At 74.7% G+C, this 21,958-nt stretch carries 21 protein-coding genes; 15 read left to right on the forward strand and 6 right to left on the reverse strand.

Going from position 1 to position 21,958, the window contains the following annotated elements; genetic code table 11:
- Positions 1–75 precede the first annotated feature (75 nt).
- The 6 genes from ACLQ27_RS24055 to ACLQ27_RS24080 all read left to right on the forward strand — a co-directional run bounded on the left by ACLQ27_RS24055 (position 76) and on the right by ACLQ27_RS24080 (position 8,246).
- Positions 76–708: an ATP-binding cassette domain-containing protein gene (locus ACLQ27_RS24055; RefSeq protein WP_425868733.1), complete on the forward strand. Its 633-nt coding sequence runs from the start codon at positions 76–78 to the stop codon at positions 706–708.
- The gene (locus ACLQ27_RS24060) at positions 705–1,982 is read left to right on the forward strand and encodes a hypothetical protein (RefSeq protein WP_425868735.1); all 1,278 of its coding nucleotides are present in this window, start codon (positions 705–707) and stop codon (positions 1,980–1,982) included. The genes ACLQ27_RS24055 and ACLQ27_RS24060 overlap by 4 nt, the downstream gene beginning before the upstream one ends.
- On the forward strand, positions 1,979–3,748 hold the full coding sequence (locus ACLQ27_RS24065) for an ABC transporter permease subunit (RefSeq protein ID WP_357489958.1): 1,770 nt from the start codon (positions 1,979–1,981) through the stop codon (positions 3,746–3,748). The genes ACLQ27_RS24060 and ACLQ27_RS24065 overlap by 4 nt, the downstream gene beginning before the upstream one ends.
- Complete coding sequence (locus tag ACLQ27_RS24070) at positions 3,745–6,123, forward strand: tetratricopeptide repeat protein (RefSeq protein ID WP_357575280.1); 2,379 nt, start codon at positions 3,745–3,747, stop codon at positions 6,121–6,123. The genes ACLQ27_RS24065 and ACLQ27_RS24070 overlap by 4 nt, the downstream gene beginning before the upstream one ends.
- A 72-nt stretch (positions 6,124–6,195) precedes the next feature.
- Complete coding sequence (locus ACLQ27_RS24075) at positions 6,196–6,819, forward strand: ABC transporter ATP-binding protein (protein WP_357575279.1); 624 nt, start codon at positions 6,196–6,198, stop codon at positions 6,817–6,819.
- The gene (locus ACLQ27_RS24080; RefSeq protein ID WP_357575278.1) at positions 6,816–8,246 is read left to right on the forward strand and encodes a DUF6297 family protein; all 1,431 of its coding nucleotides are present in this window, start codon (positions 6,816–6,818) and stop codon (positions 8,244–8,246) included. The genes ACLQ27_RS24075 and ACLQ27_RS24080 overlap by 4 nt, the downstream gene beginning before the upstream one ends.
- On the opposite strand, the gene ACLQ27_RS24085 is transcribed toward ACLQ27_RS24080, so the two are convergent.
- Positions 8,190–9,743 carry a PLP-dependent aminotransferase family protein gene (locus tag ACLQ27_RS24085; protein WP_425868737.1) on the reverse strand — a complete coding sequence of 518 codons (1,554 nt, stop codon included), beginning with the start codon at positions 9,741–9,743 and terminating at the stop codon, positions 8,190–8,192. The two genes, ACLQ27_RS24080 and ACLQ27_RS24085, sit on opposite strands and share 57 nt — an antisense overlap.
- A gap of 62 nt (positions 9,744–9,805) precedes the next feature.
- On the opposite strand from ACLQ27_RS24085, the gene ACLQ27_RS24090 reads away from it, so the two are divergent.
- Together ACLQ27_RS24090 and ACLQ27_RS24095 are read left to right on the forward strand one after the other, a co-directional pair.
- Positions 9,806–10,417, forward strand: coding sequence for a LysE family translocator (locus tag ACLQ27_RS24090; RefSeq protein WP_357489948.1), 612 nt, complete (start codon positions 9,806–9,808; stop codon positions 10,415–10,417).
- 8 nt (positions 10,418–10,425) lie between these two features.
- Complete coding sequence (locus ACLQ27_RS24095) at positions 10,426–11,169, forward strand: B3/B4 domain-containing protein (RefSeq protein ID WP_425868740.1); 744 nt, start codon at positions 10,426–10,428, stop codon at positions 11,167–11,169.
- Here ACLQ27_RS24095 and ACLQ27_RS24100 read toward each other — a convergent pair.
- Both ACLQ27_RS24100 and ACLQ27_RS24105 read right to left on the reverse strand, forming a co-directional pair.
- Complete coding sequence (locus ACLQ27_RS24100; RefSeq protein ID WP_234591504.1) at positions 11,138–12,169, reverse strand: extracellular catalytic domain type 2 short-chain-length polyhydroxyalkanoate depolymerase; 1,032 nt, start codon at positions 12,167–12,169, stop codon at positions 11,138–11,140. The genes ACLQ27_RS24095 and ACLQ27_RS24100 overlap by 32 nt on opposite strands.
- A gap of 181 nt (positions 12,170–12,350) precedes the next feature.
- Positions 12,351–12,953: an MBL fold metallo-hydrolase gene (locus ACLQ27_RS24105; protein ID WP_425868742.1), complete on the reverse strand. Its 603-nt coding sequence runs from the start codon at positions 12,951–12,953 to the stop codon at positions 12,351–12,353.
- A 42-nt stretch (positions 12,954–12,995) separates the two neighbouring features.
- On the opposite strand from ACLQ27_RS24105, the gene ACLQ27_RS24110 reads away from it, so the two are divergent.
- Entirely contained in the window at positions 12,996–13,802 is an 807-nt protein-coding gene (locus ACLQ27_RS24110) for an SDR family oxidoreductase (protein WP_425868743.1), read from the forward strand.
- Positions 13,803–13,808: 6 nt separating this feature from the next.
- Here the strand turns inward: ACLQ27_RS24110 and ACLQ27_RS24115 are convergent, their stop codons facing one another.
- Positions 13,809–14,417, reverse strand: coding sequence for a hypothetical protein (locus ACLQ27_RS24115; RefSeq protein ID WP_357489938.1), 609 nt, complete (start codon positions 14,415–14,417; stop codon positions 13,809–13,811).
- Between the two features lie 165 nt (positions 14,418–14,582).
- Between ACLQ27_RS24115 and ACLQ27_RS24120 the strand changes: the two genes are divergently transcribed.
- From ACLQ27_RS24120 to ACLQ27_RS24130, 3 genes are all read left to right on the forward strand, one after another.
- Positions 14,583–15,689 (forward strand): DUF5919 domain-containing protein, encoded by a 1,107-nt coding sequence (locus tag ACLQ27_RS24120; protein ID WP_357489936.1) that lies wholly within the window; start codon positions 14,583–14,585, stop codon positions 15,687–15,689.
- Positions 15,690–15,765: 76 nt separating this feature from the next.
- Positions 15,766–16,653 (forward strand): pentapeptide repeat-containing protein, encoded by an 888-nt coding sequence (locus ACLQ27_RS24125; RefSeq protein ID WP_425868745.1) that lies wholly within the window; start codon positions 15,766–15,768, stop codon positions 16,651–16,653.
- A 204-nt stretch (positions 16,654–16,857) separates the two neighbouring features.
- Positions 16,858–17,112 carry a preprotein translocase YidC gene (locus ACLQ27_RS24130; protein ID WP_234591488.1) on the forward strand — a complete coding sequence of 85 codons (255 nt, stop codon included), beginning with the start codon at positions 16,858–16,860 and terminating at the stop codon, positions 17,110–17,112.
- Here ACLQ27_RS24130 and rnhA read toward each other — a convergent pair.
- Complete coding sequence (gene rnhA, locus ACLQ27_RS24135) at positions 17,109–17,582, reverse strand: ribonuclease HI (protein ID WP_007459445.1); 474 nt, start codon at positions 17,580–17,582, stop codon at positions 17,109–17,111. The two genes, ACLQ27_RS24130 and rnhA, sit on opposite strands and share 4 nt — an antisense overlap.
- Before the next feature lie 82 nt (positions 17,583–17,664).
- Here rnhA and ACLQ27_RS24140 point away from each other — a divergent pair, with 82 nt between their 5' ends.
- A complete protein-coding gene (locus ACLQ27_RS24140) occupies positions 17,665–18,393 on the forward strand; it encodes a tyrosine-protein phosphatase (RefSeq protein WP_425868747.1) in 729 nt (242 codons plus the stop codon).
- A 75-nt stretch (positions 18,394–18,468) separates the two neighbouring features.
- Positions 18,469–19,578 carry a serine hydrolase domain-containing protein gene (locus ACLQ27_RS24145; RefSeq protein WP_425868749.1) on the forward strand — a complete coding sequence of 370 codons (1,110 nt, stop codon included), beginning with the start codon at positions 18,469–18,471 and terminating at the stop codon, positions 19,576–19,578.
- Positions 19,579–19,587: 9 nt separating this feature from the next.
- On the opposite strand, the gene ACLQ27_RS24150 is transcribed toward ACLQ27_RS24145, so the two are convergent.
- The gene (locus tag ACLQ27_RS24150) at positions 19,588–20,859 is read right to left on the reverse strand and encodes a lycopene cyclase family protein (RefSeq protein WP_425868751.1); all 1,272 of its coding nucleotides are present in this window, start codon (positions 20,857–20,859) and stop codon (positions 19,588–19,590) included.
- Positions 20,860–20,981: 122 nt separating this feature from the next.
- Here ACLQ27_RS24150 and ACLQ27_RS24155 point away from each other — a divergent pair, with 122 nt between their 5' ends.
- The gene (locus tag ACLQ27_RS24155) at positions 20,982–21,818 is read left to right on the forward strand and encodes an ArsR/SmtB family transcription factor (RefSeq protein ID WP_357575271.1); all 837 of its coding nucleotides are present in this window, start codon (positions 20,982–20,984) and stop codon (positions 21,816–21,818) included.
- Positions 21,819–21,958 lie beyond the last annotated feature (140 nt).

The following is a 21,958-nucleotide window of genomic DNA, read 5'->3' on the forward strand; positions in this document are numbered from 1 at the left end:
ACAGTGGAAGATCGGCGGGACATCGACTGTCGGCAGGGTGTGCCACCCTGGGACGGGCACCAGCGGTCACCGGAGGTGAGGGCCACGCTACGACTACGCGCACTGGTCGCCGTCCCCGGCACCGGGCCGGTGACCCTCGACGTCCCGTCCGGTGAAACGGTCGCCCTGGTCGCGCCGCAGCGGGTCGGCACCGCCGTGGCCCGGGTGCTGGCCGGGCTCGCCGCCCCGGTCACCGGGCGGATCCTGGTCGGTGACCGGGACGTCACGGCCCTCGCGCCGCCGCGCCGGCAGATCGGCTACGTGCCCGCCGGCGGGGCGCTGCTGCCGCAGCTCACCGTGCGCCGCAACATCGAGTACGGCCAGCGCAAACGCGAGCGGGTGCACGAGGTGGCCGACGACTGGACGGCCACCGTGGTGGACCGGCTGGAGCTGGCGCCGACGCTGGATCTGCTGCCCCACCTGCTCTCCGACGCCCAGCGCTTCCGGGTGGCACTGGCCCGCGCGGCGGTCTGCCTGCCCGAGGTGCTCGTGGTCGACCTGCCCGTCGACCCGTCCGGCGGTAGCCGCCTCGCCGACCTGCTGCCCCGACTGGCGCCTCCGGACGCGCCGGGGGTGGCCGTGCTCGTCTGCACCGCCGACCCGGCCACGCTCGCCGAGATCCCCCGCCACCACGAGCTGGTCACCGAGCCCGACGAGGCGCTGCGGTGACGCCGGCCGGCCGCCTCACCCGGCGTACGCTGCTGCGCGCCGCCGCGGCCGGCGCGGCGGCGACCGCGGCCGGGTGTGCCGGCGGCAGCCCCTCGGTGCAGGTGGCAGTGGTGTGGAGCGGCAGCGAGCTGGACCGCTTCCGGGAGGTCGTGGCCACCTATCCGCACCCGGTGCGCGTGGTCAGCGCCGGCAACGACATCGACGCGTTCCTGCGCGCCCGTCACCTCGCGGGCACCTCGCCGGACGTGGCGATCCTGTCGCGCCCCGGCCTGGTGACGGAGTACGCCGCGCGGGGCTGGCTACGCCCGGTGCGACCCTCGACCGAGTACGCGGTGCCCATCGGGCTCAGCGACCTGTTGATGGCCGGCGGGCAGCGCTACGGCGTCTGGGTCAAGGCCGCGCACAAGTCACTGGTCTGGCACCTGCCCTCGATGCTGCCCGAGCAGCCGACCAGCTGGGACGGGCTGGTCTCGCTGACCCGCCGCCTCGGCGCGCTCGCCCGGCGCGGCGCCGGCCCGGCGCCGCTGGCGATCGGCGCGGCGGACGGCTGGGTGCTCACCGACTGGTTCGAGAACGTGCTGGCCGACCTCGCGCCGACCGCCTACGACGCCCTGGCCGGGCCGGACGCCGACTGGCAGGGCCGGCCGGTGCGCGACACCCTGGACCGGCTCGCCGAGCTGTGGAGCATCGACGGCGCCTTCCCCGGCGGCGGCCGACGCGCGCTGCTCACCCAGTACGAGGAGTCGGTGATCCAGGTGGTGCGCTCCCGACGCGCGGTGATGGTCTTCGAGGCCGACTTCACCGCCGAGGTGGTCGGCCGGTTCCGGCGCGGCCCGGAGGAGCCCGTCACGTTCCGGTTTCCGAGCGCCGGCACGGGCGGCGGCGCGCTGATCGTGGGCGGGGACGTGGCGGTCGTGTTCGCCGACGCCCGTGGTGGGGTGGAGCTGGTCGAGTGGCTGACCCGGGCCGACTCGTTCCAGCCCTGGCTGCGCGCCGGCGGCTACCTGTCACCGAACACCACAATCGCGCTCACCGACTACGCCGACCCGGTCCGTCGCCAGCTGGCCCGCGAGATGCGCGGCCCCGACACCCTGCACTTCGACCTCTCCGACCAACTGCCCGGTCCGTTCACCGGCTCCGACGGGGTGGGCATCTGGCGGATAATGCAGGACTTCTTCGCCGACGTCACCGACGGTGTCTCCGCCGGTGAGGCGGTTCGCCGGGCCACCGGGCAGCTCGCGGCGGCGGCCCGCGACGCGGGCGGCGGCCGATGAGCCAGGTCAAGGTGCTCGGCGAGCTGGCGGTGCTCGACGACGTGGGCCCGCCCCGGCGTGGCCGGGCCTACCCGGCGGCCGGGGCGACCTCCGCGCTGCTGCTGCCGGCCGCGCTGCTGCTCGGCGCGCTGGTGCTGTGGCCGGTGCTGCGCACGCTGCACGCCAGCGTCACCACCGACGGTCGCTGGGTCGGCGCGGAGCACTTCCGCGCGGCGCTCGCCGCGCCCGGCACCGGCGCGGTGGTCGGCCGGACGGTGCTGTGGGCGGTGCTGGTGCCGGCGGTGGTGACGGCGCTGGGCTACCTGTTCGCCGTGGCGTCCCGCCGCTGGAAGGAGGGCGGGCTGGTCCGCCTGATCCTGCTGGTGCCGGTGGCGTTGCCGCTTGTCGTCACCGGGGTGACCTTCCGCCTCATGTACGACCCCGACCCGACCCGCGGCCTGGCCACCCTGCTCGCGGCACGGCTGACCGGCCGCGCCGACGACAACGCGCCGCAACTGCTCGGGCCGGGCCTGGTCACGGTGGCGCTGATGTCGGCGTTCGTCTGGGCCTGGGTGGGTCTGGCCGTGCTGGTCTTCCGGGCCGCACTGGACCGGCTGCCACCGAGCCTCGCCGACGCGGTCCGCGCCTACGGCGGCGGTCGACGACACGTCCTGTGGGACGCGCAGTGGCGACCGCTGCTGCTGCGTACCGTCGCGGTGGTCTTCGCGCTGGTGGCGCTCGGCACCAGCCGGACCTTCGACCTGATCCTCGTCATGACGCCCGGGTCGGTCCGCGACGACGCGGCGGTGCTCGCGTTGCGGGTCTGGCAGACCTCGGGCGGCACCACCACCGGGCAGGGCGCCGCGCTCGGCGTCGTCTGGCTCGTGGCGGTGGCCGCCGGGATGCTGGTGGCGGCGTTCTTCGTCCGCCAGGCGTGGCCGCCACCCCGCGTCGAGGCGACACCCGGGCCCGCACCGACGACCCCGCCGCCGCGACGACTGTTCCGGCTGCTCGCCGCGGGCGGCGCGGTGGCCTGGCTGATCCCGCTCGTCGTGCTCGTGGCGACCTCCGCGCACGGGCAGGTGGACGCCGCCGCGCGCGGCTGGTGGTCGGCTCCGCCCGGGACGGGCTCCTACGCGGCGCTGCTCGGTGGCGGCGAGCTGTGGCGGGCGCTGGGCTTCACGCTGCTGTTGGCGACCGTCGTGACCGCCACGGTGCTGGTCGTCGCGCTGCTGGCCGCGTACCCGCTGGCGTGGCTGACCGGGCCGGCCGCGCAGGCGACCGGGCTGCTGCTGATGGCCGCCACCGTCGTCCCGGTGCAGGTGATCGCCGGGCCGGTCAACGAGGTGCTGGGCGTGGTGCTCTCCTCCGGCACCGCCCGCGGGCTGGCTCTGGTGCACGTGGCGCTGGGGGTGCCGTTCGCGGTGCTGGTGCTGCGCAACGCGTTCGCCGACCTGCCGGCCGAGCAGGTGCGGGGCGCCCGGCTGGGCGGTCGGCGCTGGTGGGGCACCCTGCACCGGCTGGCCCGGCACAACCTGCCGGCCGTGATCGCCGTCTCCGTGCTGGAGTTCGTCCAGGTCTGGAACGACCTGGCGGTGGGCCTGCTGTTCAGCGGGCCGGAGGCCACCCCGCTCGGGCTGTTCCTGGCCGGGCAGAGCCGCGGCTTCGTGTCCAACAGCGGCGTCCTGGCCGCCGGGTCGGTGCTGGCCTCGGTGCTTCCGGTGGTGCTGATGGTGCTCGCCCGACGGCAGCTCGTCGCCGGGCTGGTCTCCGGGGGCGTCCGGTGACCGGCCCCACCGGTCCCGGCCGGGCGCCGCGCTGGCCGGTGCTCGTGACGATCGGCACGCTGCTCAGCGGGGTGTTCGGCAACCTGGCCAGCAACCTGCTGTCCGAGTTCGCGGCAAGTGTGCTCGGCCCGGCCAGCATCGTGGTGGCGGTCGTGGGCGGCGTCGGTTTCGTGGTGTTCGAGCTGCGCCGACGACGTGCCGTCCGCCAGACCGGCCCGGAGCCCACCGACGTCGTCACCACACCGCCTACCGACGTGCCCACCCTGCCGTACACGGCCGGGTTCGCGGGCCGGGAGGAGCACGTCCAGGCGGTGCTCGACCTGCTCGCCCGCGAGCACGCGGTGGCGGTGCTGGGCCGGCGGGCGGTGGGCACGTCCGCCTGCGCCGTCCAGGCGGCGAACCTGTGCCGGGAGGACTTCCCGGACGGGCAGTACCATTTCGACCTGCGCCGTGGCGGTCGTCCCCGCTCCGCACGGCAGGTGCTCACCGCGCTGGCGGGCGTCCTGGGCACCGCCCCACCGACGTCGGGCCGCCCGGACGCCCTCGCGGCCGCCGCCGCCGCGCTGCGCCGCAAGCTCGACGGTCGCAAGATCCTGCTGGTGCTGGACAACGTCGACCGTCCCGAGCAGGTCCGCGCGCTGCTGCCGCCGACCGCCCGCACCTGCCGGCTGCTGCTGGCCGGCGGCCCCGCGCTCAGCGGCCTGGGCGGCGTGGTGGAGCACTGGATCGCCGAGCCGGGCCCGGACGAGGCGGTCGAGCTGTTCGCGGCGGCCGGTGGGGCCGCGCCCGCCGCCCGGATCCGCCGCGCCGACCCACGCACCGACCCGGCGGTACGCGAGATCGTCGACCTGTGCGGACGGCAGCCCCGCACCGTGCGGGCGCTCGGCTACCGCACCGCCCAGCACGGCTGGCGGCACTCCGACGTTCTGGACGCGCTGCGCCGGGCGGTGCGCACCCCGCCGCACCAGCGCGTCGCCGTGTCGCCGGCGGCCCAACTCGTCACCGAACGGGACACCGCCTACCGGGCGTTGACCCGCGAGGCGCGTCGGCTGTACCGGCTGATGTCGCTGACCCCCGCCCCGGTGGACCGGCCGACCATCGCCGCGCTGGCCCGCCGCCACCCCGAGCGGGTGACCGGGCTTCTCGACCAGTTGGCCGCCGCCGCGTTCGTGGTCGGCGCGAGCGGCGACCGGTACGAGGTCCGCCCGCTGCTCGCCGCGAACGCCCGGCTGCACCTGCGCGACGCCGAGCCGGCCCGCTCCCGGGTCGCCGCGCAGGCCCGACTGACCCGGCACCTGGCCCGCCGGGCCGAACGACACGCGGCCAACCTGGCCGTGCTCGGCTCCCCGCCGGACCGGGAGTGGTCGCTGCCGCTCGACGACGACCCGTACGGCTGGTTCGACCTGCACCAGGAGCTGCTGCTGGCGGTGGTCCGGGTGCCGGCCGGAGCGGCCGAGACGCTGCCCCGTCGGGTCCGCCGGTGGTGGTTCCGGTTGGCCGTGGCGCTGTGCGGATGGCTCGCGCACGTCGAGCGACTCGACGAGTGGGAGCAGGTCTGCCGCACGGTCCTGGCCACTCCGACCGCCGACGACCGGCCGGAGATCGCCGGGTGGGCGCACAACGAGCTGGGGGTGCTGCGCCGGCGCCGGCACGACCCGCAGGGCGCGGCTGCCGCGCTCACCCTCGCCGTGGCCGAGCGCGGCCGGCGGGGCACCGCCCAGGCACGGATGAACCTGGGCCTGGCCCTGCTCGATCTGGGGCAGCTCGACGACGCGGTGGAGCACCTGGAGCTGTCCCGCCGGCACCGCTCGTCGGCGGACCGCTCCGGGCATGCCCTCACCGACCTGGGCCTGGGCGCGGCGCAACTGGCCCGGGGTGAGTTGGACACCGCGCACCACCACCTGGTCAGGGCGGCGAACACGTTCCGGTCGGTGGGTGACGCGCGCGGCTACGCCGCGGCGCTGACCAACCTGGTGCTGGTGCACGCGACCCTCGGCGAGCACCTGGACGCGGCGCAGGCGTGGCGGGCCGCGCTGCGCGAATACGAGTCCGTCAACGACCCGACCAGCCGCGCCGCGGCGCTGCTCAACGCCGGGGCGACGCTGCTGACCAGCACGCCGGGGCAGGCGCGGGCGGCGTACGAGCTGCTGGCCGAGAGCCGGCGGCTGCGGGCGGAGACCCGGCCGACGGCGGGGCTGGGCCGCACCCTGCTGTACCTGGGCGACGCCGCCGCCGCGCTGGGCGACGGGGCCGAGGCGCGGCGGCTCTGGGCGGACGCGGCGACGGTGGCCGAGGAGGTCGACGACGACCGGGCGCTGGCCGCCGCGGACGGCCGCCTGGAGCAGGACGTCGACGTGACGCAAGCCGGCTCCTGAGCGGCTCGTCCCGCCGCGCCGACGTGATGTCCATCGCTCGCGTTGGTCGGTGGCACGGGTCTGGGAGAGTGTGTGACCGTGGACGCTCTCTCGGTGCGGGGACTCAGCCGCAACTTCGGCAACCTGGTCGTGCTCGACGACGTGAGCTTCACGGTGGCGCCGGGTCGGATCGCGGTGGTGCTGGGCCCCAACGGCAGCGGCAAGACCACCCTGCTGCGGTGTGTGGTGGGCGCCGACCGGCCGGACGCGGGTGAAGTGCGGGTGCACGGGTACCGGGCCGACGAGACCGACCCGCAGGTGCGTGCCCTGGTCGCGGCCGCCCTGGACGACATCGACTTCTTTCCCGACCTGTCGGTTGTCGAGCACCTGGAGCTGGTCGCGTACGCCCACGGGGGCAGCGCCGAGCCGGTCGAGGAGGTGCTCGCCGAGCTGGGCCTGGAACCGGCCCGCGACCAGCTGCCGGTGACCCTGTCCAGTGGGCAGCGCCGCCGGCTGGCGCTGGCGTCGTGCTTCGTGCGCCCCCGCCGGGTGCTGATCCTGGACGAGCCGGAGCAGCGGTTGGACGTGCGCGGCCGGCAGTGGCTGGCCGATCGGCTGCGCCGGGAACGGGACGCCGGCACCGCAGTGCTGCTGGCCTCGCACGACCCGGAGCTGATCGACGCGGTGGTCGACGAGCGGATCGAGATCGGTCGGTGAGCGCCCCGCCGGCCACGCTCGCCCAGACACCCGCCGGGCTGCCCACCGCCCGACAGGTGCGTACGCACCTGCGCCGGGCCCGCCGCCGCCACCACGAGCACTCGCTCGGCGACGTGCTGGGCGACGCGTACGTCATCGTGCTCTTCGTGGGCATGTACGGCTGGTTCGCGGTCAGCGCCAGCCGCGACGTGCTGGTCTCCCCCACCGTGGGCCGGGCCGACGCGGGGGTGCGCTGGTGGCTGGCGGTCGCCGCGCTGCTGGCCGGCGCGGGGCTCGCCTGGCGGGGTCTGCGCGCGCTCGGCCCGTTGCTGGTCACCCCGGCCACCCAGAGCTGGGTGACCAGCGCTCCGGTGGACCGGCGGGCCTGGCTGGCGCCGCGCCTGGGCGTCCTGCTGGCGGGAGCGGCGGCCGGCACGGCGCTGCTCGCGGTGGCCGTGGCCGTGCTGGGCGGTGTCACCCAGCTGGGTGCGGTGGGCTGGGCCGCGGCGGCCGGCGCCGGGTGGGGCGCCGCCGCGCTCGCCCTGAGCGTCGTCGCCCAGAGCAGTCGGGCCGGCCGCCGCTGGCCGACGGTGGTCGGGGCGACGCCGATGGTGACGGCCGCCGTCGTCGCCACTCTCGTGGTGATCGCCGGTCGCCTCGGCGACGAACTGCCCCGGCCGGCGGCGCTGCCGACCGGCGCGCTTGTCGCTGTCGGGGTGCCCCTCGCGGTCCTGGGCACGGTTCTCGCCGTACGCGCGCTGCCCCGGGTGGACCGGGCCACGCTGACGACCGGCGCGCAGTTCGCCAACGCCGCCGCGACGGCCACGATCCTGCTCGACCCGAGCATGCTCACCAGCCTGGTGGAGAGCCGGCGGTGGCGGCGCATCGGCCGGGTCCGCAGCCGCCGTTTCCTGCCCGGCCCGGCCTGGTGGGCGCTGCTGCAGGCCGACGTACGCCGACTGCGGCGCCACCCCAGCGCCCTGCTGATCTGGGCCGGGCTGATCGGCGTCCAGTACGCTGCCGCGCTCGCCCTGCCCGGGCTCGCCGGCGCCACCCAGGTGGTGTTCGCCTACTTCGCCACCGACCGGCTCACCGGGGGCCTGCGCGCGGTCAGTCGGTCACCCGGGCTGCGCCGGGCGCTCGGTGGCAGCGACGCGGCGCTGCGCGGTATCCACGTGGTGGTGCCGGCGGTCGGCGCGGGCCTGTGGTGGCTGCTGACCCTGCCGAGTCTGCCGACCCTCGACGCCGGCCCGGCCTGGCTGGCGCCGACGCTTGCGGTCGGGGTGGTGGCCGCCGCCTGGCGGGCCGGCACCCGCCCGCCGATCAACTACGGCGGCGCGACTGTCAACACGCCGTTCGGGATGGTCCCGGTCGACCTGCTGCGCCAGGGCTCACGCGGGCCGGCGCTGCTGGCCGTGCTCGTGCTCGTGCAGCTCTTCCTGGGCTGAGCGAGCCGGCCGATTCGTCGGCGCCAGCGCGGCGGCGACGGCGGCGACGCCCTCGTCGATCTCCGTCGCCGTCCGGGCCGCGTAGCCGAGCACGAGGCCGGGCCGGTGGGGCCGTTGGCAGTGCCACGACAGGGGCTGCACCTTCACCCCGCGCGCCAGTGTCGCCGCCGCCAGTTCCGTGTCCGCCACGGCGGCGTCGTCCAGGGTGATCGTCAGGTGCAGTCCGGCCGCGGCGCCGTGCACGGTGGCGGTGGGCAGGTGCCGGGCCAGGGCGGTGATCATCGCGTCCCGGCGGCGGGTGTGCCGGCGGCGCAGCAGCCGCAGGTGCCGTTCCAGCGCGCCGGAGGTCATCAGCTCCGCCAGGACCAGCTGCGGCAGCACCGCGTTGCCCAGGTCGGCGTTGCGTTTGGCGGCCACCACCGCGGCGCGCAGTCGCTGCGGCACGAGCAGCCAGCCGACCCGCAGCGCCGGGGCGAGCAGTTTGGACACGCTTCCGGCGTAGCAGACCTGCTCGGGCAGCAGCCCCCGCAGCGCCGGCACCGGGGGCCGGTCGTAGCGGTGCTCGGCGTCGTAGTCGTCCTCGATGATCAGACCGCCGGCCCGTGCCCAGTCCAGGAGTTGGCGACGCCGGTCACCGTCGAGCACCACGCCGGTCGGAAACTGGTGCGCGGGCGTGAGCAACACCGCGGGCAGGCCGCTGGCGACCAGCTCGTCGACCCGCAGCCCGGCGTCGTCCACGCGGACCGGCGGGGTGACGACCTGCCAGTTGTTCAGGTGCTGCCGTACGCCGAGCGAACCGGGCTCCTCGACCGCGATGTGATCGATGCCGGCCGGGCGGAGCGCCTGGGCCAGGAGCCCGACCGCCTGCGACACCCCGGCCACGATGATCACGTCGACGGGGTCGACGGTGATGCCCCGGTTGCGGGCCAGCCAGGCGGCGACGGCCCCGCGCAGCGCGGGCGCCCCGCACGGGTCGCCGTACCCGAGGTCCGCCGCGGCGACACGGCCGAGCACGGCGCGTTCCGACCGCAGCCAGTCCGCGCGGGGAAAGGCGGTCAGGTCGGGTACGCCGGGGGTCAGGTCGATCGTCGCGCGGGCCGCGCGTACCGCGTCGAAGATGTCGCTGCCGGGCGTCGGCGGGAAGAGCGCAGCCGGTTCCGCCGGCGCGGCCGGGGCGGGGGGCGGCGCGGGCGGCGCTCCCGGGGCGCCGACGACCAACGTTCCGGCCCGGCCCCGGCCGGCGAGGTGCCCCTCCTCGGTGAGCCGCTGGTATGCCTCGGTGACCACGCCCCGGGAGACGCCGAGGTCGGCGGCGAGCACCCGGGTGGCGGGGAGCCGGGCGCCGATCGGCACCCGCCCCTCGGCGATCGCCTGGCGCAGCCGGCCGGCGAGCCAGTCGGCACGCCCTCCGGGGGGCGCGTCGGCGACGGTGAGGTGCAGAAAATCCGAGCCGGCCGTTATGGACCTCTCGGAGTCGTTCGGTTTGGCCCTGCTCACCGGTCCATCTTGGCAGGAGAGTGGGTCGCAGACACCCCGCCCGACTCCACCGGAGGACGACCGTGAGCATCCCCTTTCTGATCACCGCCCTGATCGTGGTGATCACCCCCGGCACCGGGGTGTTCTTCACCCTCTCCGCCGGACTGTCCCGGGGCGCCCGGGCGGGCGTGCTGGCCGCGTTCGCCTGCACGCTGGGCGTGGTGCCGCACCTGGTGGCGGCGTTGACCGGGCTGGCGGCACTGTTGCAGGCGAGCGCCACGGCGTTCGAGGCCGTCCGTTACCTGGGCGTCGGCTACCTGCTCTACCTGGGCTGGTCGACGATCCGCGACCGCAGCGCCTTCGCGGCGACGAGCGAGCGCCCACCCCGCTCGGCGGCCCGGGTGATCGTCTCCGGTGTGCTGGTCAACCTGCTCAACCCGAAGCCGACGCTGTTCTTCGTCGCGTTCCTGCCGCAGTTCGTGGACACCACCGCCCCGGGCTCGGCCCGGGCGATGCTCGCCTGCGGCGTGGTGTTCATGCTGCTCACCTTCGTGGTGTTCAGCGGCTACGGCGTCTTCGCCGCCCGCCTGCGGGACCGGGTGCTGAGCCGCCCCCGCGTCACCGACTGGCTGCGCCGGTCCGTCGCCGGCACGTTCGTCGCGCTCGGCGTGACGCTCGCCCTCACCGAACGATAGGGAGTCCCATGCAGTTCGAGCACTCGGCGCAGCTTCGCGCCGCACATCCCGACCTGATCGCCGGTGTGGTGCACGTCGCCGACGGGATCACCGCCGACGCCGACCGGACGGGGAGCACGGCCGACCACCTCGCCGAGGCCCGACGGCGGTTGACCGCTGACGGCAGCGAGAGCGGGTTCCCGGAGATCCAGGCGTGGCGGCGAGCGTACGCGGCCATGGGCTTACGACCTACCAGGTACCGGTGCGCGGCCGAAGCCCTGCTGCGCCGGCTACGTCTGGACGGCGAACTGCCCCGCGTGCACCCGCTGGTCGATCTCTGCAACGCCGTCTCGGCGGCCTACGCCATCCCCGTTGCCGTTCTCGACCTGGACCGGGTCGACGGCGACCTGGTGGTCCGGCCGGCGCACGGCGACGAGACGTACCTGAGTTTCGCCGGCGACACCGAGCACCCCGACCCGGGCGAGGTCACCTTCGTCGACTCGGTCGGGCGGGCGCACGCCCGGCGATGGACGAACCGGCAGAGCGGATGGTCCGCCGTACGGGCGGGCACCTCGTCGGTGCTGATCGTCGCCGAGGCGCTGCACCAGGGCGCCGAGCCGGCCGTGACCCGGCTGGTCGACACCCTGGTGGCGGAGCTGACCGACGGGTGGTCCGTCCCGGCGACAGCCGCGGTGCTCACCGCCGCCGCGCCCCGCTTCTGCGCCCCGGCGGCCACCACCCTCAGCCGTCCAGCCGGCGGACCATGTTCATGATGGACTCCACCTGCGCGCCGCCCTTGATCGGGAAGTTGGTCGCGCCCAGGTAGCCCCACCAGTCCCAGCAGCCGTTCGGGTTGCTCAGGGCCGTGCCCGCCTGCGGGTAGAGCACGACCAGGTTGTTGGTGTCCGCGTACTGGTTGAGGTTGGCCCGGTCGACGAACGCCGTGCCCACCGACCCGTACCCCTGGGCGCAGCCGTGCAGGGCGACAAGCAGCCGGCACGACTGCCCGGCGGCGCAGGCCGACGGGACGTAGGCGAAGCCGTTGGCATCCATGCTCAGCCCGTTGGCCCAGCCGTTGACCGCGAAGGTGTTCTGGTCGAAGCGCACGAGCCGGCCACCGAGAGCCGCGGGATTTGGCGCGTTCACCCCGCCGAGCAGCTTGCGCAGCAGGGCGTTCTGGGGGTCGGTGCCGCAGTCGTTGAGGAACGGCGAGGCGGTGGCCGTACACCCGGACGTGCCGTACGGCGTGACCCACGAGTGACCGGCGGCCGAGCCGCTGTCGTACTGCACGCTGGCCCCGAAGTGCTGGTAGTAGCGGACCAGGTCGTCGGTGACGGACTTCTTGACGGAGGTGTCGTTGGCGCCGTGAAACACGTACACCGGGTCGCCGGAGAGGTTGCCGACCGGGTCGACCCAGCCGTACGTCGCCCAGGTCCTGGTGTACGTCTGCAGGGCGGACACGTTCGTCGGGTACAGGTTGTCACCGCAGCCGTAGAGCGCCTGGGCGACGGTGTTCTGCGAGCAGTAGTACGGGCCCGCCGCGAAGACGGCAGCGCCCCGGATCCGGGACGAGTAGGCGACGTGCAGCTGGGTCGCCATGTAGCCACCGGAGGACACGCCGGCGACGTACACCCCGGAGATGTTGTAGGTGCCCAACGACCCGGAGACGGGCGATGTGGTGGCGGGGGTGGCGGCCTGGGCGGGGGCCGCGATGGTCAGGATCAGCAGCAGGACGGCGGTCACGGCGGTGGCGGTTCGGCGCGGTGGGGTCATGAACGTTCTCCTCGGCAGCGCCGTCGGGGGCGTCGGCGTGCGCCGAAGCTACCGTGACGCAGGCCACACCCGACATGAGCCCGACCGACACGCTCGTCGATGTCGGTGTGTGCCCCGACCACCCACGACGGTCCCGGTGACGCGCCCGACGAGGTTCCCACTGCTGCGACGACGCCGTCGCTCAGGCGGTGTCGCCCGGGGCGAGGTGGCGGTAGCCGGGGATGGTCTCGGCGAACCAGCCGGCGACGCTGGCCAGACCACGGTGGTTGAGCTGCGCGTCGTGGATCGGGTACGCGGCGGCGGCGTCCACCGCGCGGGCGAAGCGGATCGCCTCGTCCAGGCGCAGCCACGACCCCTGGGCGGGAACGAGCAGAGTGTGCACCGGCTCGTCCGGCACGTGCACCGAGTCGCCCGGGTGGTAGAGCCCGTCGCCGATCAGGTAGCCGAGGTTGGGGCAGTCCGGCTGGCCCTCGTGGATGGCGGCGTGCCGGCCACCGTGCGCGCTGACGGTGATGCCGGCGGCGGTGAAGCGTTGCCCCGCGCGTACCCGCGTCACCGGCAGCGGGGCGAGGTCGGGCAGCCGGGCGCCCTCCGGGGCGTACACCGGGACGCCCAGCCCGGCCAGGCGCAGCACGTCCACGTGGTCGGTGTGTTCGTGGGTGACCAGGACGGCGTCCGCGCCGGCGAGCGCGCCCGGCTCGCTCCAGGTGCCCGGGTCGACGACCAGCACGCCGCCGTCGTGCTCGACGCGGACGCAGGAGTGTGTGTATCGGGTGATCCGCATCCGGCGACGGTACGCCGCGCCCGGTCGGGGTACTGCGCAGCAATGCCCCAGCGATACGACAACTACCCGAGGATCGCCGTGGTCACCGGCGCGGACTCCGGCATCGGCAAGGCCAGCGCGGTCGCCCTGGCCGAGGCCGGCTTCGACATCGGCATCACCTGGTACGGCGACCCCGACGGCGCCGAACGGACCGCGACCGAGGTCCGCGCCACCGGGCGGCGGTGCGAGGTCGCCGAGGTGGACTTCACCCGCCTGCCGGACGCGGCGGCGGTGATCGACGAGTTGGCCGACCGGCTCGGCGGCATCGGGGTGCTGGTCAACAACGCCGGCACTGGCGCTTCGACGCCGTTCGTCGACACCGGCTGGGACCAGTGGCGCGAGGTGCTCGCCGTGGACCTCGACGCGCCCTTTCTGTGCGCGCAGCGGGCCGCGCGACGGATGCGGGCCGTCGGCGCCGGCGGACGGATCATCAACATCACCAGCGTGCACGAGCACGCGCCGCGGGTGGGTTCCGCCGCGTACTGCGCCGCGAAGGGCGGCCTGGGGCTGCTGACCCGGGTGATGGCCCAGGAGTTGGCCGCCGACGGGATCACCGTCAACGCGGTAGCGCCGGGCGAGATCGCCACGCCGATGACCGGTCAGGAGGACGTCGACCCGTTCAGCCAGGACCGGCCCGGCGTGCCGGTGGGACGGCCCGGCGACGCCCGGGAGGTGGCGGCAGTGGTCGCACTGCTGGCCTCGCCTGCCGCCAGCTACGTCACCGGGGCGTCCTGGCCCGTCGATGGTGGCATGCTGCTGATGGGTCCGCAGGCCAACGCGCTCGCCAGCGACGACTGGCGTCGGGTCTGAGTGCCCTCAGGCCGTGCGTCCCGCCGACGTCCAAAGGATGTACGCGAACTGGGCCGCGAACGCCGCCAGCGCGACCGCCACCCCCGCGACGACCATCAGCCAGTGCCAGCGCCCGACCATGCCGAGCAGCAGGGCGACGCCCGACCCGACGAGCGCCGCGTTGACCGCGCCCACGAGCGCCGCCGTGGTGAGCAGGAACTCCCAGCGCCCCGGCCGGGTGCCCACCATCGTCCAAGCCGCCTGCGCAGTGTCCTCGGAGACCACCGCGTCGGCGAAGAAGTCGTGCTCGCTGGCCAGACGATGGTGGTAGTAGGCGCGGATGCGCTGAATCCGCTTCAGGTCCAGCGAGTTCTCCACGGTGGTCTCCACCAGCCGCAGGAAGGTCAGGATCCCGATGATCACCAGGATGGGCAACACCGCGCCCAGGTAGGGCCGGACCACCTTGTCGTTGCCGGCGGCGAAGCCGAGGCCGATCAGGGCCGCCGACAGCACGGACAGGAAGATGGTGGCGCGTCCGGTGGCCTCGTCGATCGTGCCGGAGCGAGACGTCTGTAGGGCGTAGTGCTCGGTGCTGAGGACGCTCAGCAGCGCCTTCTCGCGTTCCGCGTCGTCCACACCGTCACCTTCCGCGCTCGCCCGACCCCGTTACCGTCACCTTAAGAGCGGTTCGGGCGGCCGGGTCGGCGAACGCGTCGGTCGCGAAGAGGACAGCGAGCGGCAAAGCCGGCACGTATCCTCCGCATCTCGATGATCGGTGGGCCAGGACGGAAAGGGGACCGGATGCCCGAGTGGGCTGGTCGGGGTAACCGTGGCGGCCGGCAACGACGTGCGTTCGGCGTCGGCGGCGCGCTACTCGGGATCGCCCTCGTGATGCTGCTGGCCGCCTGGCGCAGCAGCGGCTTCCTCAGCGACCTGCTGCTCAACATCGGCTCCAGCGTGGTGCTCGCGGCCATCTCGTACGTCATCTTCGACCCGCTGTTCGAGGAGGCCCGCAGGGCGCGTGTGCAGGAGCACCTGAGCTTCGACCAGCACGCCTTCGTGGCCCGGCTGTACCGCTCCGGACGCCGGGTGCGGATCCTGGACACCTGGACGATCCTGCTGGAGGACACGCAGCGCGAGGAGGCGCTGCGGGGGATGCGGGCGGCGCTCGCCAACGGCGCGCAGGTGCAGTTGCTCCTGCTGGACCCGGACTGCACGGCCGCGCAGCAGCGCTCGGAGGAGTTGGAACGGCAGCGGGTGGACGTGCCGCGCCAGATCCGCACCAACCTGCGCCACCTGGCGCTGTTCCAGGACTCGCTCGACGCCCGACTGCGGCACCGGTTGCAGGTTCGGCTCTACGACGCGTCCCCGTCCATCCAGCTCTACCAGTGGGACAGCCGGGCGCTGATCTCGTTCTTCCCGATCGGGAAGCTGTCGTTCAACGTGCCCCAGCTCGAGGTGGACATGGACAGCCCCTGGGGCGGGTTCGTGCACGCCCGGTTCGAGGAGCTGTGGGAGCACGAGCAGGCAACCGTCAACCTGGAGCGGTACTGGTCGGTCGCCGTCACGCTGCGCCACGACGACTCCGACGTGGTCGAGGTGCAGGTGCCCTACGTGAGCGTGGACGGGCAGCACTACGTCGACTGCGGAGTGTTCAAGGTGACCGGGCCGCTGACCGTGCGGGCCGTGCTGCCACCACGCGCGCCGGGCGGCGCCCCGGGCGTGTTCGCCCTGGCCGAGCCGGTCGACGGGGACCGGACGCCGGCCGCCACCGTACGCCGGCACTTCGACCAGAAGTACGGCGGCGGCGACGGGCAGCGGGAGATCCGCCGGCTGGTGCCGCCGCCGGATGGTTCGCGTACCCCCGCTCCCCGCTCCGCGGCGGCCGGCGACGCGCACGGACGGTGACCCCCGACCCGCTGGGTCGGGCCGAGGCGCGGGACAATGGGGTCACCGCCTCGATCGCCAGGAGGACCGTTCCCCCGTGTCGACAGATCCCGCGCCGCCGTCGCCGCCGTCGCATCTGCGTGCCGACTGCGCGCGCTGTTTCGGGTTGTGCTGCGTGGTTCCCGCCTTCGCCGCGTCGGCCGACTTCGCCATCGACAAGCCGGCCGGACGCGCCTGCCCGAACCTGCGCCCGGATCACCGCTGCGGCATCCACACCGAGCTGCGGGAGCGGGGGTTCGCCGGCTGTACGGTCTTCGACTGCTTCGGGGCCGGGCAGCAGGTCGCCCAGGTCACCTTCGGTGGACGGGACTGGCGCGACGCCCCGGAGACACTGCCCGCGATGGCCGAGGCGTTCACGGTGCTGCGTCCGCTGCACGAACTGCTCTGGTATCTCGGCGAGGCGGTGTCGCTGCGCCCACCGGTCGCGCTGCGCGCCGAGTTGGATCGCGCCCGCGCCGAGATCGCCGCGCTCGCCGACGGTGACCCGGCGCGGCTGCGCGGCGTTGACGTCGACGCGCACCGGGCCCGCGTCAACCCGCTCCTGTCGCGGGCCAGCGACGCGGCCCGCTCCCCCGGCGGGCTCGATCGGCGGGGCGCGCAGCTCCTCGGTGCGGACCTGCGCCGGACGGACCTGCGCCGGGCCAACCTGCGCGGCGCGCTGCTGGTCGGCGCCGACCTGCGCGGCGTCGACCTGAGTCTGGCCGACGTCACGGGCGCCGACCTGCGCGGGGCCGACCTGCGCGGCGCGGACCTGCGCGCCACCCTGTTCCTGCACCAGGCCCAGCTGGACGCCGCCCGGGGTGACGTCCGCACCGCAGTGCCGGCAACGCTGACCCGGCCGGCGCACTGGACGGCGCTGGCGCTCACGCCGGTGCGCCGCCCCGCACGGGCCGCCGCCCCGACCCGCCGGGGCCGCCGCCGCTGACGGCGGGTGCGGCGAGCCGCGCGTACGCGGGCACCGCCACCTCCGGCCGGCCCCTCACCCGCCGGCGGTCCCTCACCCGTCGGCGGTCCCTGCGCCCGCCGGAACCGCTCGCCGGGAGGGAGCCGCTCGCCGGGCGAGGTTTCGGGGTGATGACGCCGGGTAGCCACGGCCGACTCGGACCGGTATCGACGGGGGGGGCACGGCGTGGGCTTCCGAAAGCGCGACGGCGAGCTGCCGGGCGACCCGCAGCACAGCGAGGACGAGGCCGGCCAGGTACCGTTGGTGCAGGTCGAGGCGGACACCGAAGTCCCGCCGCCGGCCGATACCGACGTGCCACCGGACATCGTCACCGAGGACAACAGCTCGGGGATGACCGGCGGCTCCTCCGGCAGCAGCGGCGGCGGGTCGAGCATGCCGGGCCACCCCGACGCGACCCGCCGATCCGGGCGGACGACCTAGCGGCTCGCCAGCGCCGCCCGCGCCTCGGTCATGCCCTTGTTGGCCAGACCGTCGGCGCGCTCGTTCTCCGGGTGACCGTTGTGCCCCTTCACCCACAGCCAGGTGACCTCGTGCCGCTCGCAGGCCGCCTCCAGCCGCTGCCACAGGTCGGCGTTCTTGACCGGCTGCTTCGCGGCCGTGCGCCAGCCGTTGCGCTTCCACGACGCCAGCCAGCTCGTGATGCCGTTGCGCACGTAGGTGCTGTCGGTGTGCAGCTCGACGGTGACCGGCCGGTTCAGGCTCTCCAGGGCCTGGATGGCCGCCATCAGCTCCATCCGGTTGTTGGTCGTCGGGGTGGCCTCGCCGCCGCACAGCTCCCGCTCGTGGTCGCCGTAGCGCAGCAGCGCGCCCCAGCCGCCCGGTCCGGGATTGCCGCTGCACGCCCCGTCGGTCCAGATCTGCACGCCCCTGCCGGCCGCCGCGTCCACCATGGCAGGCAACCTACCCGGCGGCGACCTCGCGCCGACCCGTCGGGGGCCGCCACGCCGGGCCGGAGGCGCTAGGGTCGGGCCGATGGACCGGCATGTCGCGTTCGATCGTCTGCACAACTTCCGCGACCTCGGTAGTCACCGCACCGACGACGGTCGAACGGTCCGCTGGGGCCTGCTCTACCGCTCGGACTCGCTGGGCAAGCTGGCGGGCGCCGACCTGGACCGGTTCCGCGCCCTCGGTGTCGGCACGGTGATCGACCTGCGGTATCCGTGGGAGATCGCCGCGCGGGGCCGGGCGCCGCAGATCGACGGGCTGACCTGGCACAACCTGAGCGTCGAGCACCGCCCCTACGACCAGGCGACGATCGACCCGACGGTCGACCCGTGGCGCTATCTGGCCGACCGGTACGCAGAGGTCGCCGAGGACGGCGTCGCCGAGCTGCGTGAGGCGTTGGAGGTGATCGCCGCCACCGACTCGCCGCTGGTCTTCCACTGCGCGTCCGGCAAGGACCGCACCGGCCTGCTGGCCGCGCTGCTGCTGGCCCTGCTGGGCGTCGACGAGGAGCAGATCGCCGCCGACTTCGCGCGTACCGAGCTGGCCACCGAGCGCCTCATCGCTGACTGGCGGGCCCTGAACCCCGACCGTGAGCTGATCTGGCCCGGTTACGGTCGCGCCCCCGAGGCCGTCATCCGGCACTTCCTGGCCGACCTGACCGCAGCGTACGGGTCGGTGGTCAGCTACGCCACCGACCGGCTCGGCGTGGACGAGTCGTTGACCGCTCGGCTGCGGGGGAGGCTGCTCACCGACTGAGGGCGCCGCGGAGGACTCGCCGCTGGCTGATAATCCTGCGCGCGATCGCCACCTGGTCTGCCAGAGTCGACGACCGTGGACGGGAACTGGGACGGCCTGCGGGCCGACGTACGGCAGATGATCGACGAGCTGATCGCCAGCGGACGGGAATCCGGGGTGCAGGTCGCCGCGTATCTCGACGGCGGACCGATCGTGACGGTGCAGGCCGGGGTCGCCGACCGGGACACCGGCCGGGAGCTGGGGGCCGACACCCCGATCTGGAGCGCGTCGACCGGCAAGGTCCTCACCTCGACAGTGGTGCACGTGCTGGCCGAGCGCGGCGAACTGGACTACGACCTGCGGATCGCCGACGTGTGGCCGGAGTTCGCCCGGCACGGCAAGGATCGGGTCACCCTGCGGCACGCGCTCACCCACACCGCCGGCGTGCCGGCCCTGCCCGCCGACGTGACGCCGGAGGACTTCACCGACTGGGACCGGATGTGCGCCCTCCTGGCCGACGCGGAGCCGATCGCGCCGGCCGGTGAGGTGAAGGCGTACCACGCGTGGACCTTCGGTTGGCTGGTCGGCGAGGTGGTCCGCCGGGTGACCGGCCGGCGCATCTCCCAGGTGCTCGCCGACGACGTGGCCGGGCCGCTCGGCGTGGCCGACGAGCTGTACCTCGGGGTTCCGGCGGCCGAGCTGGGCCGGCTGGCCCGTGTCGAGGACCGCAACATGGCGGCGCTGTTCGACTACGCGAGCGCCAACCTGCCGAACTTCGACCGGGTCGCCCCGTCCGGCGTGCGGCCGGGTGCGCAGGTCGGCAGCCGCGCCGACGTCCTGGCGGCCGACGTGCCGGCCACCGGCACCATGACCGCTCGGGCGGCGGCGCGGATGCTCGCGGCGCTGATCGGCGAGGTGGACGGCGTCCGGTTGATCTCGCCGGCCCGGATGCGGGAGGCGGCGACGCTCGACGGGCCGCCCGGACCGGAGTGGGTGTTCGGGCAGGAGACGACCTGGGGCCTCGGGTACGCGGTGGACGGCGACGGTTCGTTCGGCGCGGCCGGCAGCGGCGGCAGCCTCGCGTACGCGTATCCGGAGCTGGGGTTGACGATCGCGGCGACGAAGACGCTGCTGGCCGCCGGTGACGGTGACCCGATGGAGGACGTGCGCGTGCTGATCCGCGACCGGGTGGCCGCGAGTCGCTGACCGCCCCGGTCAGGTTTGCGAGTCGCTGACGGGCCGGAGCGGCCCGCCCACCACGGCCGCCGGGATGGCCGGCGCGGGCCGGGCGGGCCGCAGCCGGTCGCGTACGCGGTGCGCCGCGTCGCCGGCCGTGGCGGCGATCATCGGCAGCAGTCGGGTGGAGTTCATGATCGCGATCTCCTCGGCAGGGGTGGTGACCCCGTCGAGGAAGCGCAGGACCCGCTCGGGCGGGTTGCGGTCGAAGAGCCGGTCGAAGAACTCGGGGCCGCCGACGCCGCCCCGGTCCAGCGCGCGCAGCGCCACCGCGTCCATCCAGCGGTGCCGGGCCGGGTACGCGGGCCTGGGCACCGGCGGCTGACCGGCGGCGAGCGCGCGGGCCACCTGGTCGGCCTGGCGGTACATGGCGGAGAAGGTGAAGCCGGTGGAGGGGCGGGTCGCGCCGCCGGCCGTGCCGAGGCGGACGATGCGGGCCGACGGTCGGGCGGCAAACGGCGCGTCGGTCATCGGGATCACCCCGTTCTCCACCTCGCGCACACGCAGCCCCGCCGGGTCGAGCCCCAGTAGGTCGCGGTAGTCGGCCAGCGCCCTGTCGTACCCGGCGTCGGTGAGCAGACCGGGTGAGAACTCGGTGTACTCGACCAGGGCGTAGCGGTCGCTGACCGGCAGCACGTAGCCGAAGGAGACGCCCCGGGCGGGCTGCGGGGTGCGAAAGTCCATGAGCACCGCCCGCCGCGGGTCGAACGCCGGGCGCTCGGACTCCAGCCACCAGCCGCGGAAATGTTGCAACCAGGTCGTCCGCCCCGCTCGCGCGGGTGGGCGGGGGCGGGAGTCGAGCACCCAGCCGGCCCGTACGACGCGGCCGTCGCCGGTGCGCACGACCACCCGGGCGCCGTCGTCGGTCACCGCCTCGGCCGGCGCGACGATCCGGATGGCGTCCAGCCGACGCTCGGCCTCGGCAGCCCGGTCGTAGACCGGGCCGGAGCGCAGCATGGCGTACCGCAGCGGGGTCAGGTCCAGGACGCGGCGCCGCGCGGGCGTCGCCACCTCGACCTGCCGCCAGCTCGCGCTCAGCAGCGGGTCGAGGTCGGCGCTCGGGTCGCCCCAGAACGCCCAGGTGCGGTCCTGGCCGCGCCGGCGCACCGGGTCCACGACGGCGATCCGCAGGTCGCGGACGCCGTGCCGGTCCAGCGCGGCGAGCAGCAGCGAGGCGGCGCCCCCGCCGCCGAGCAGCGCGAGGTCGACGTCGAGCGGGGCGGAATCGGTCACCGCCCCACGCTGCCACACCGCCCCGGCCTCCGCACAAAGCGCTCCGGCCTTGCAACCCGGAGCGGCACGGGCTTGACAAGCAACCATTCGGTTGCCTAACTTTTCAGGCAACCGAATGGTTGCGCTTTCCGGGAGGGCGAATGGACGAGGCGTTCCGGGCGCTGGCCGATCCCAGCCGGCGGCGGCTGCTCGACCAGCTCAACGCACGCAACGGCCAGACCCTGCGAGAGCTCTGCGACGGGTTGCCGACGACCCGGCAGGCGGTCAGCAAGCACCTGTCGGTGCTGGAGGCAGCCGGCCTGGTGACGACCGTCCGGCGGGGCCGGGAAAAGGTGCACCACCTCAATGCCGCCCCGATCAACGCCATCGCCGACCGGTGGCTGAGCCGCTACGACCGGCAGCGGGCGGCCGCGCTCGCCGACCTGAGCACAGCATTGGAGGAACAGCCCATGGCAGGCCCCACGTTCGTCTACACGACATACGTCACCACCACCCCGCAGCGACTGTGGGCCGCGCTCACGGAGCCCGCGTTCACCCGCCGCTACTGGGGTGGGGTCGCACTGGTGTCCGACTGGCAGGTCGGGTCACCGGTGCTGTGGCAGGACGCGCCGGAGGGCGAGCCGCGCGATCTCGGCCAGCGGGTGCTGGTCGCCGAGCCGTACCGCCGCCTCTCCTACAGCTGGCACGGCTTTCAACCCGAGCACGCCGAGCACTTCGGCTGGTCCGCCGAGGAGCTGGCCGCTCGGCTCGGCGAGCGCCGCTCGACGGTGACCTTCGAGATCGAGCCGCACGGCCCCTCGGCCGTCCGGTTGACAGTCATCCACGACGACTTCTCCCCGGACAGCGAGATGCACCGGGCGATCAGCGGTCAACTCGACGGCAGCGGCGGCTGGCCGGAGCTGCTGGCCAGCCTCAAGACCCTCCTGGAGACCGGCGATCCCATGCCCGAACCGGCCCCGGCCGAGCGGGCCGGCTGAGCCGGCCGGCGGGCATTTCCTCCGTCGCCGGCCATACCTCGCCATCGGCTCAGCGACGACAGCCCGGCCCGAGCGGACATCGACCGGAGCACCGGCACCCCTGAAGGCCGTCGGGGCCTAAGCGCTGCTCTCCCCCGCCT

Origin of the sequence: Micromonospora sp. DT63 (assembly GCF_049841615.1) — a bacterium.
In the GTDB taxonomy this organism is placed as follows: Bacteria; Actinomycetota; Actinomycetes; order Mycobacteriales; family Micromonosporaceae; genus Micromonospora.

What these genes read in the sequence shown, in the direction of transcription:
- ACLQ27_RS24120 (WP_357489936.1), top strand. Translation starts at nt 14,583, where the DNA reads ATGCCCGAGTGGGCTGGTCGGGGTAACCGTGGCGGCCGGCAACGACGT.
- ACLQ27_RS24110 (WP_425868743.1), top strand. Translation starts at nt 12,996, where the DNA reads ATGCCCCAGCGATACGACAACTACCCGAGGATCGCCGTGGTCACCGGC.
- ACLQ27_RS24100 (WP_234591504.1), bottom strand. Translation starts at nt 12,169, where the DNA reads ATGACCCCACCGCGCCGAACCGCCACCGCCGTGACCGCCGTCCTGCTG.
- ACLQ27_RS24105 (WP_425868742.1), bottom strand. Translation starts at nt 12,953, where the DNA reads ATGCGGATCACCCGATACACACACTCCTGCGTCCGCGTCGAGCACGAC.
- ACLQ27_RS24155 (WP_357575271.1), top strand. Translation starts at nt 20,982, where the DNA reads ATGGACGAGGCGTTCCGGGCGCTGGCCGATCCCAGCCGGCGGCGGCTG.
- rnhA (WP_007459445.1), bottom strand. Translation starts at nt 17,582, where the DNA reads ATGGTGGACGCGGCGGCCGGCAGGGGCGTGCAGATCTGGACCGACGGG.
- ACLQ27_RS24095 (WP_425868740.1), top strand. Translation starts at nt 10,426, where the DNA reads ATGCAGTTCGAGCACTCGGCGCAGCTTCGCGCCGCACATCCCGACCTG.
- ACLQ27_RS24140 (WP_425868747.1), top strand. Translation starts at nt 17,665, where the DNA reads ATGGACCGGCATGTCGCGTTCGATCGTCTGCACAACTTCCGCGACCTC.
- ACLQ27_RS24065 (WP_357489958.1), top strand. Translation starts at nt 1,979, where the DNA reads ATGAGCCAGGTCAAGGTGCTCGGCGAGCTGGCGGTGCTCGACGACGTG.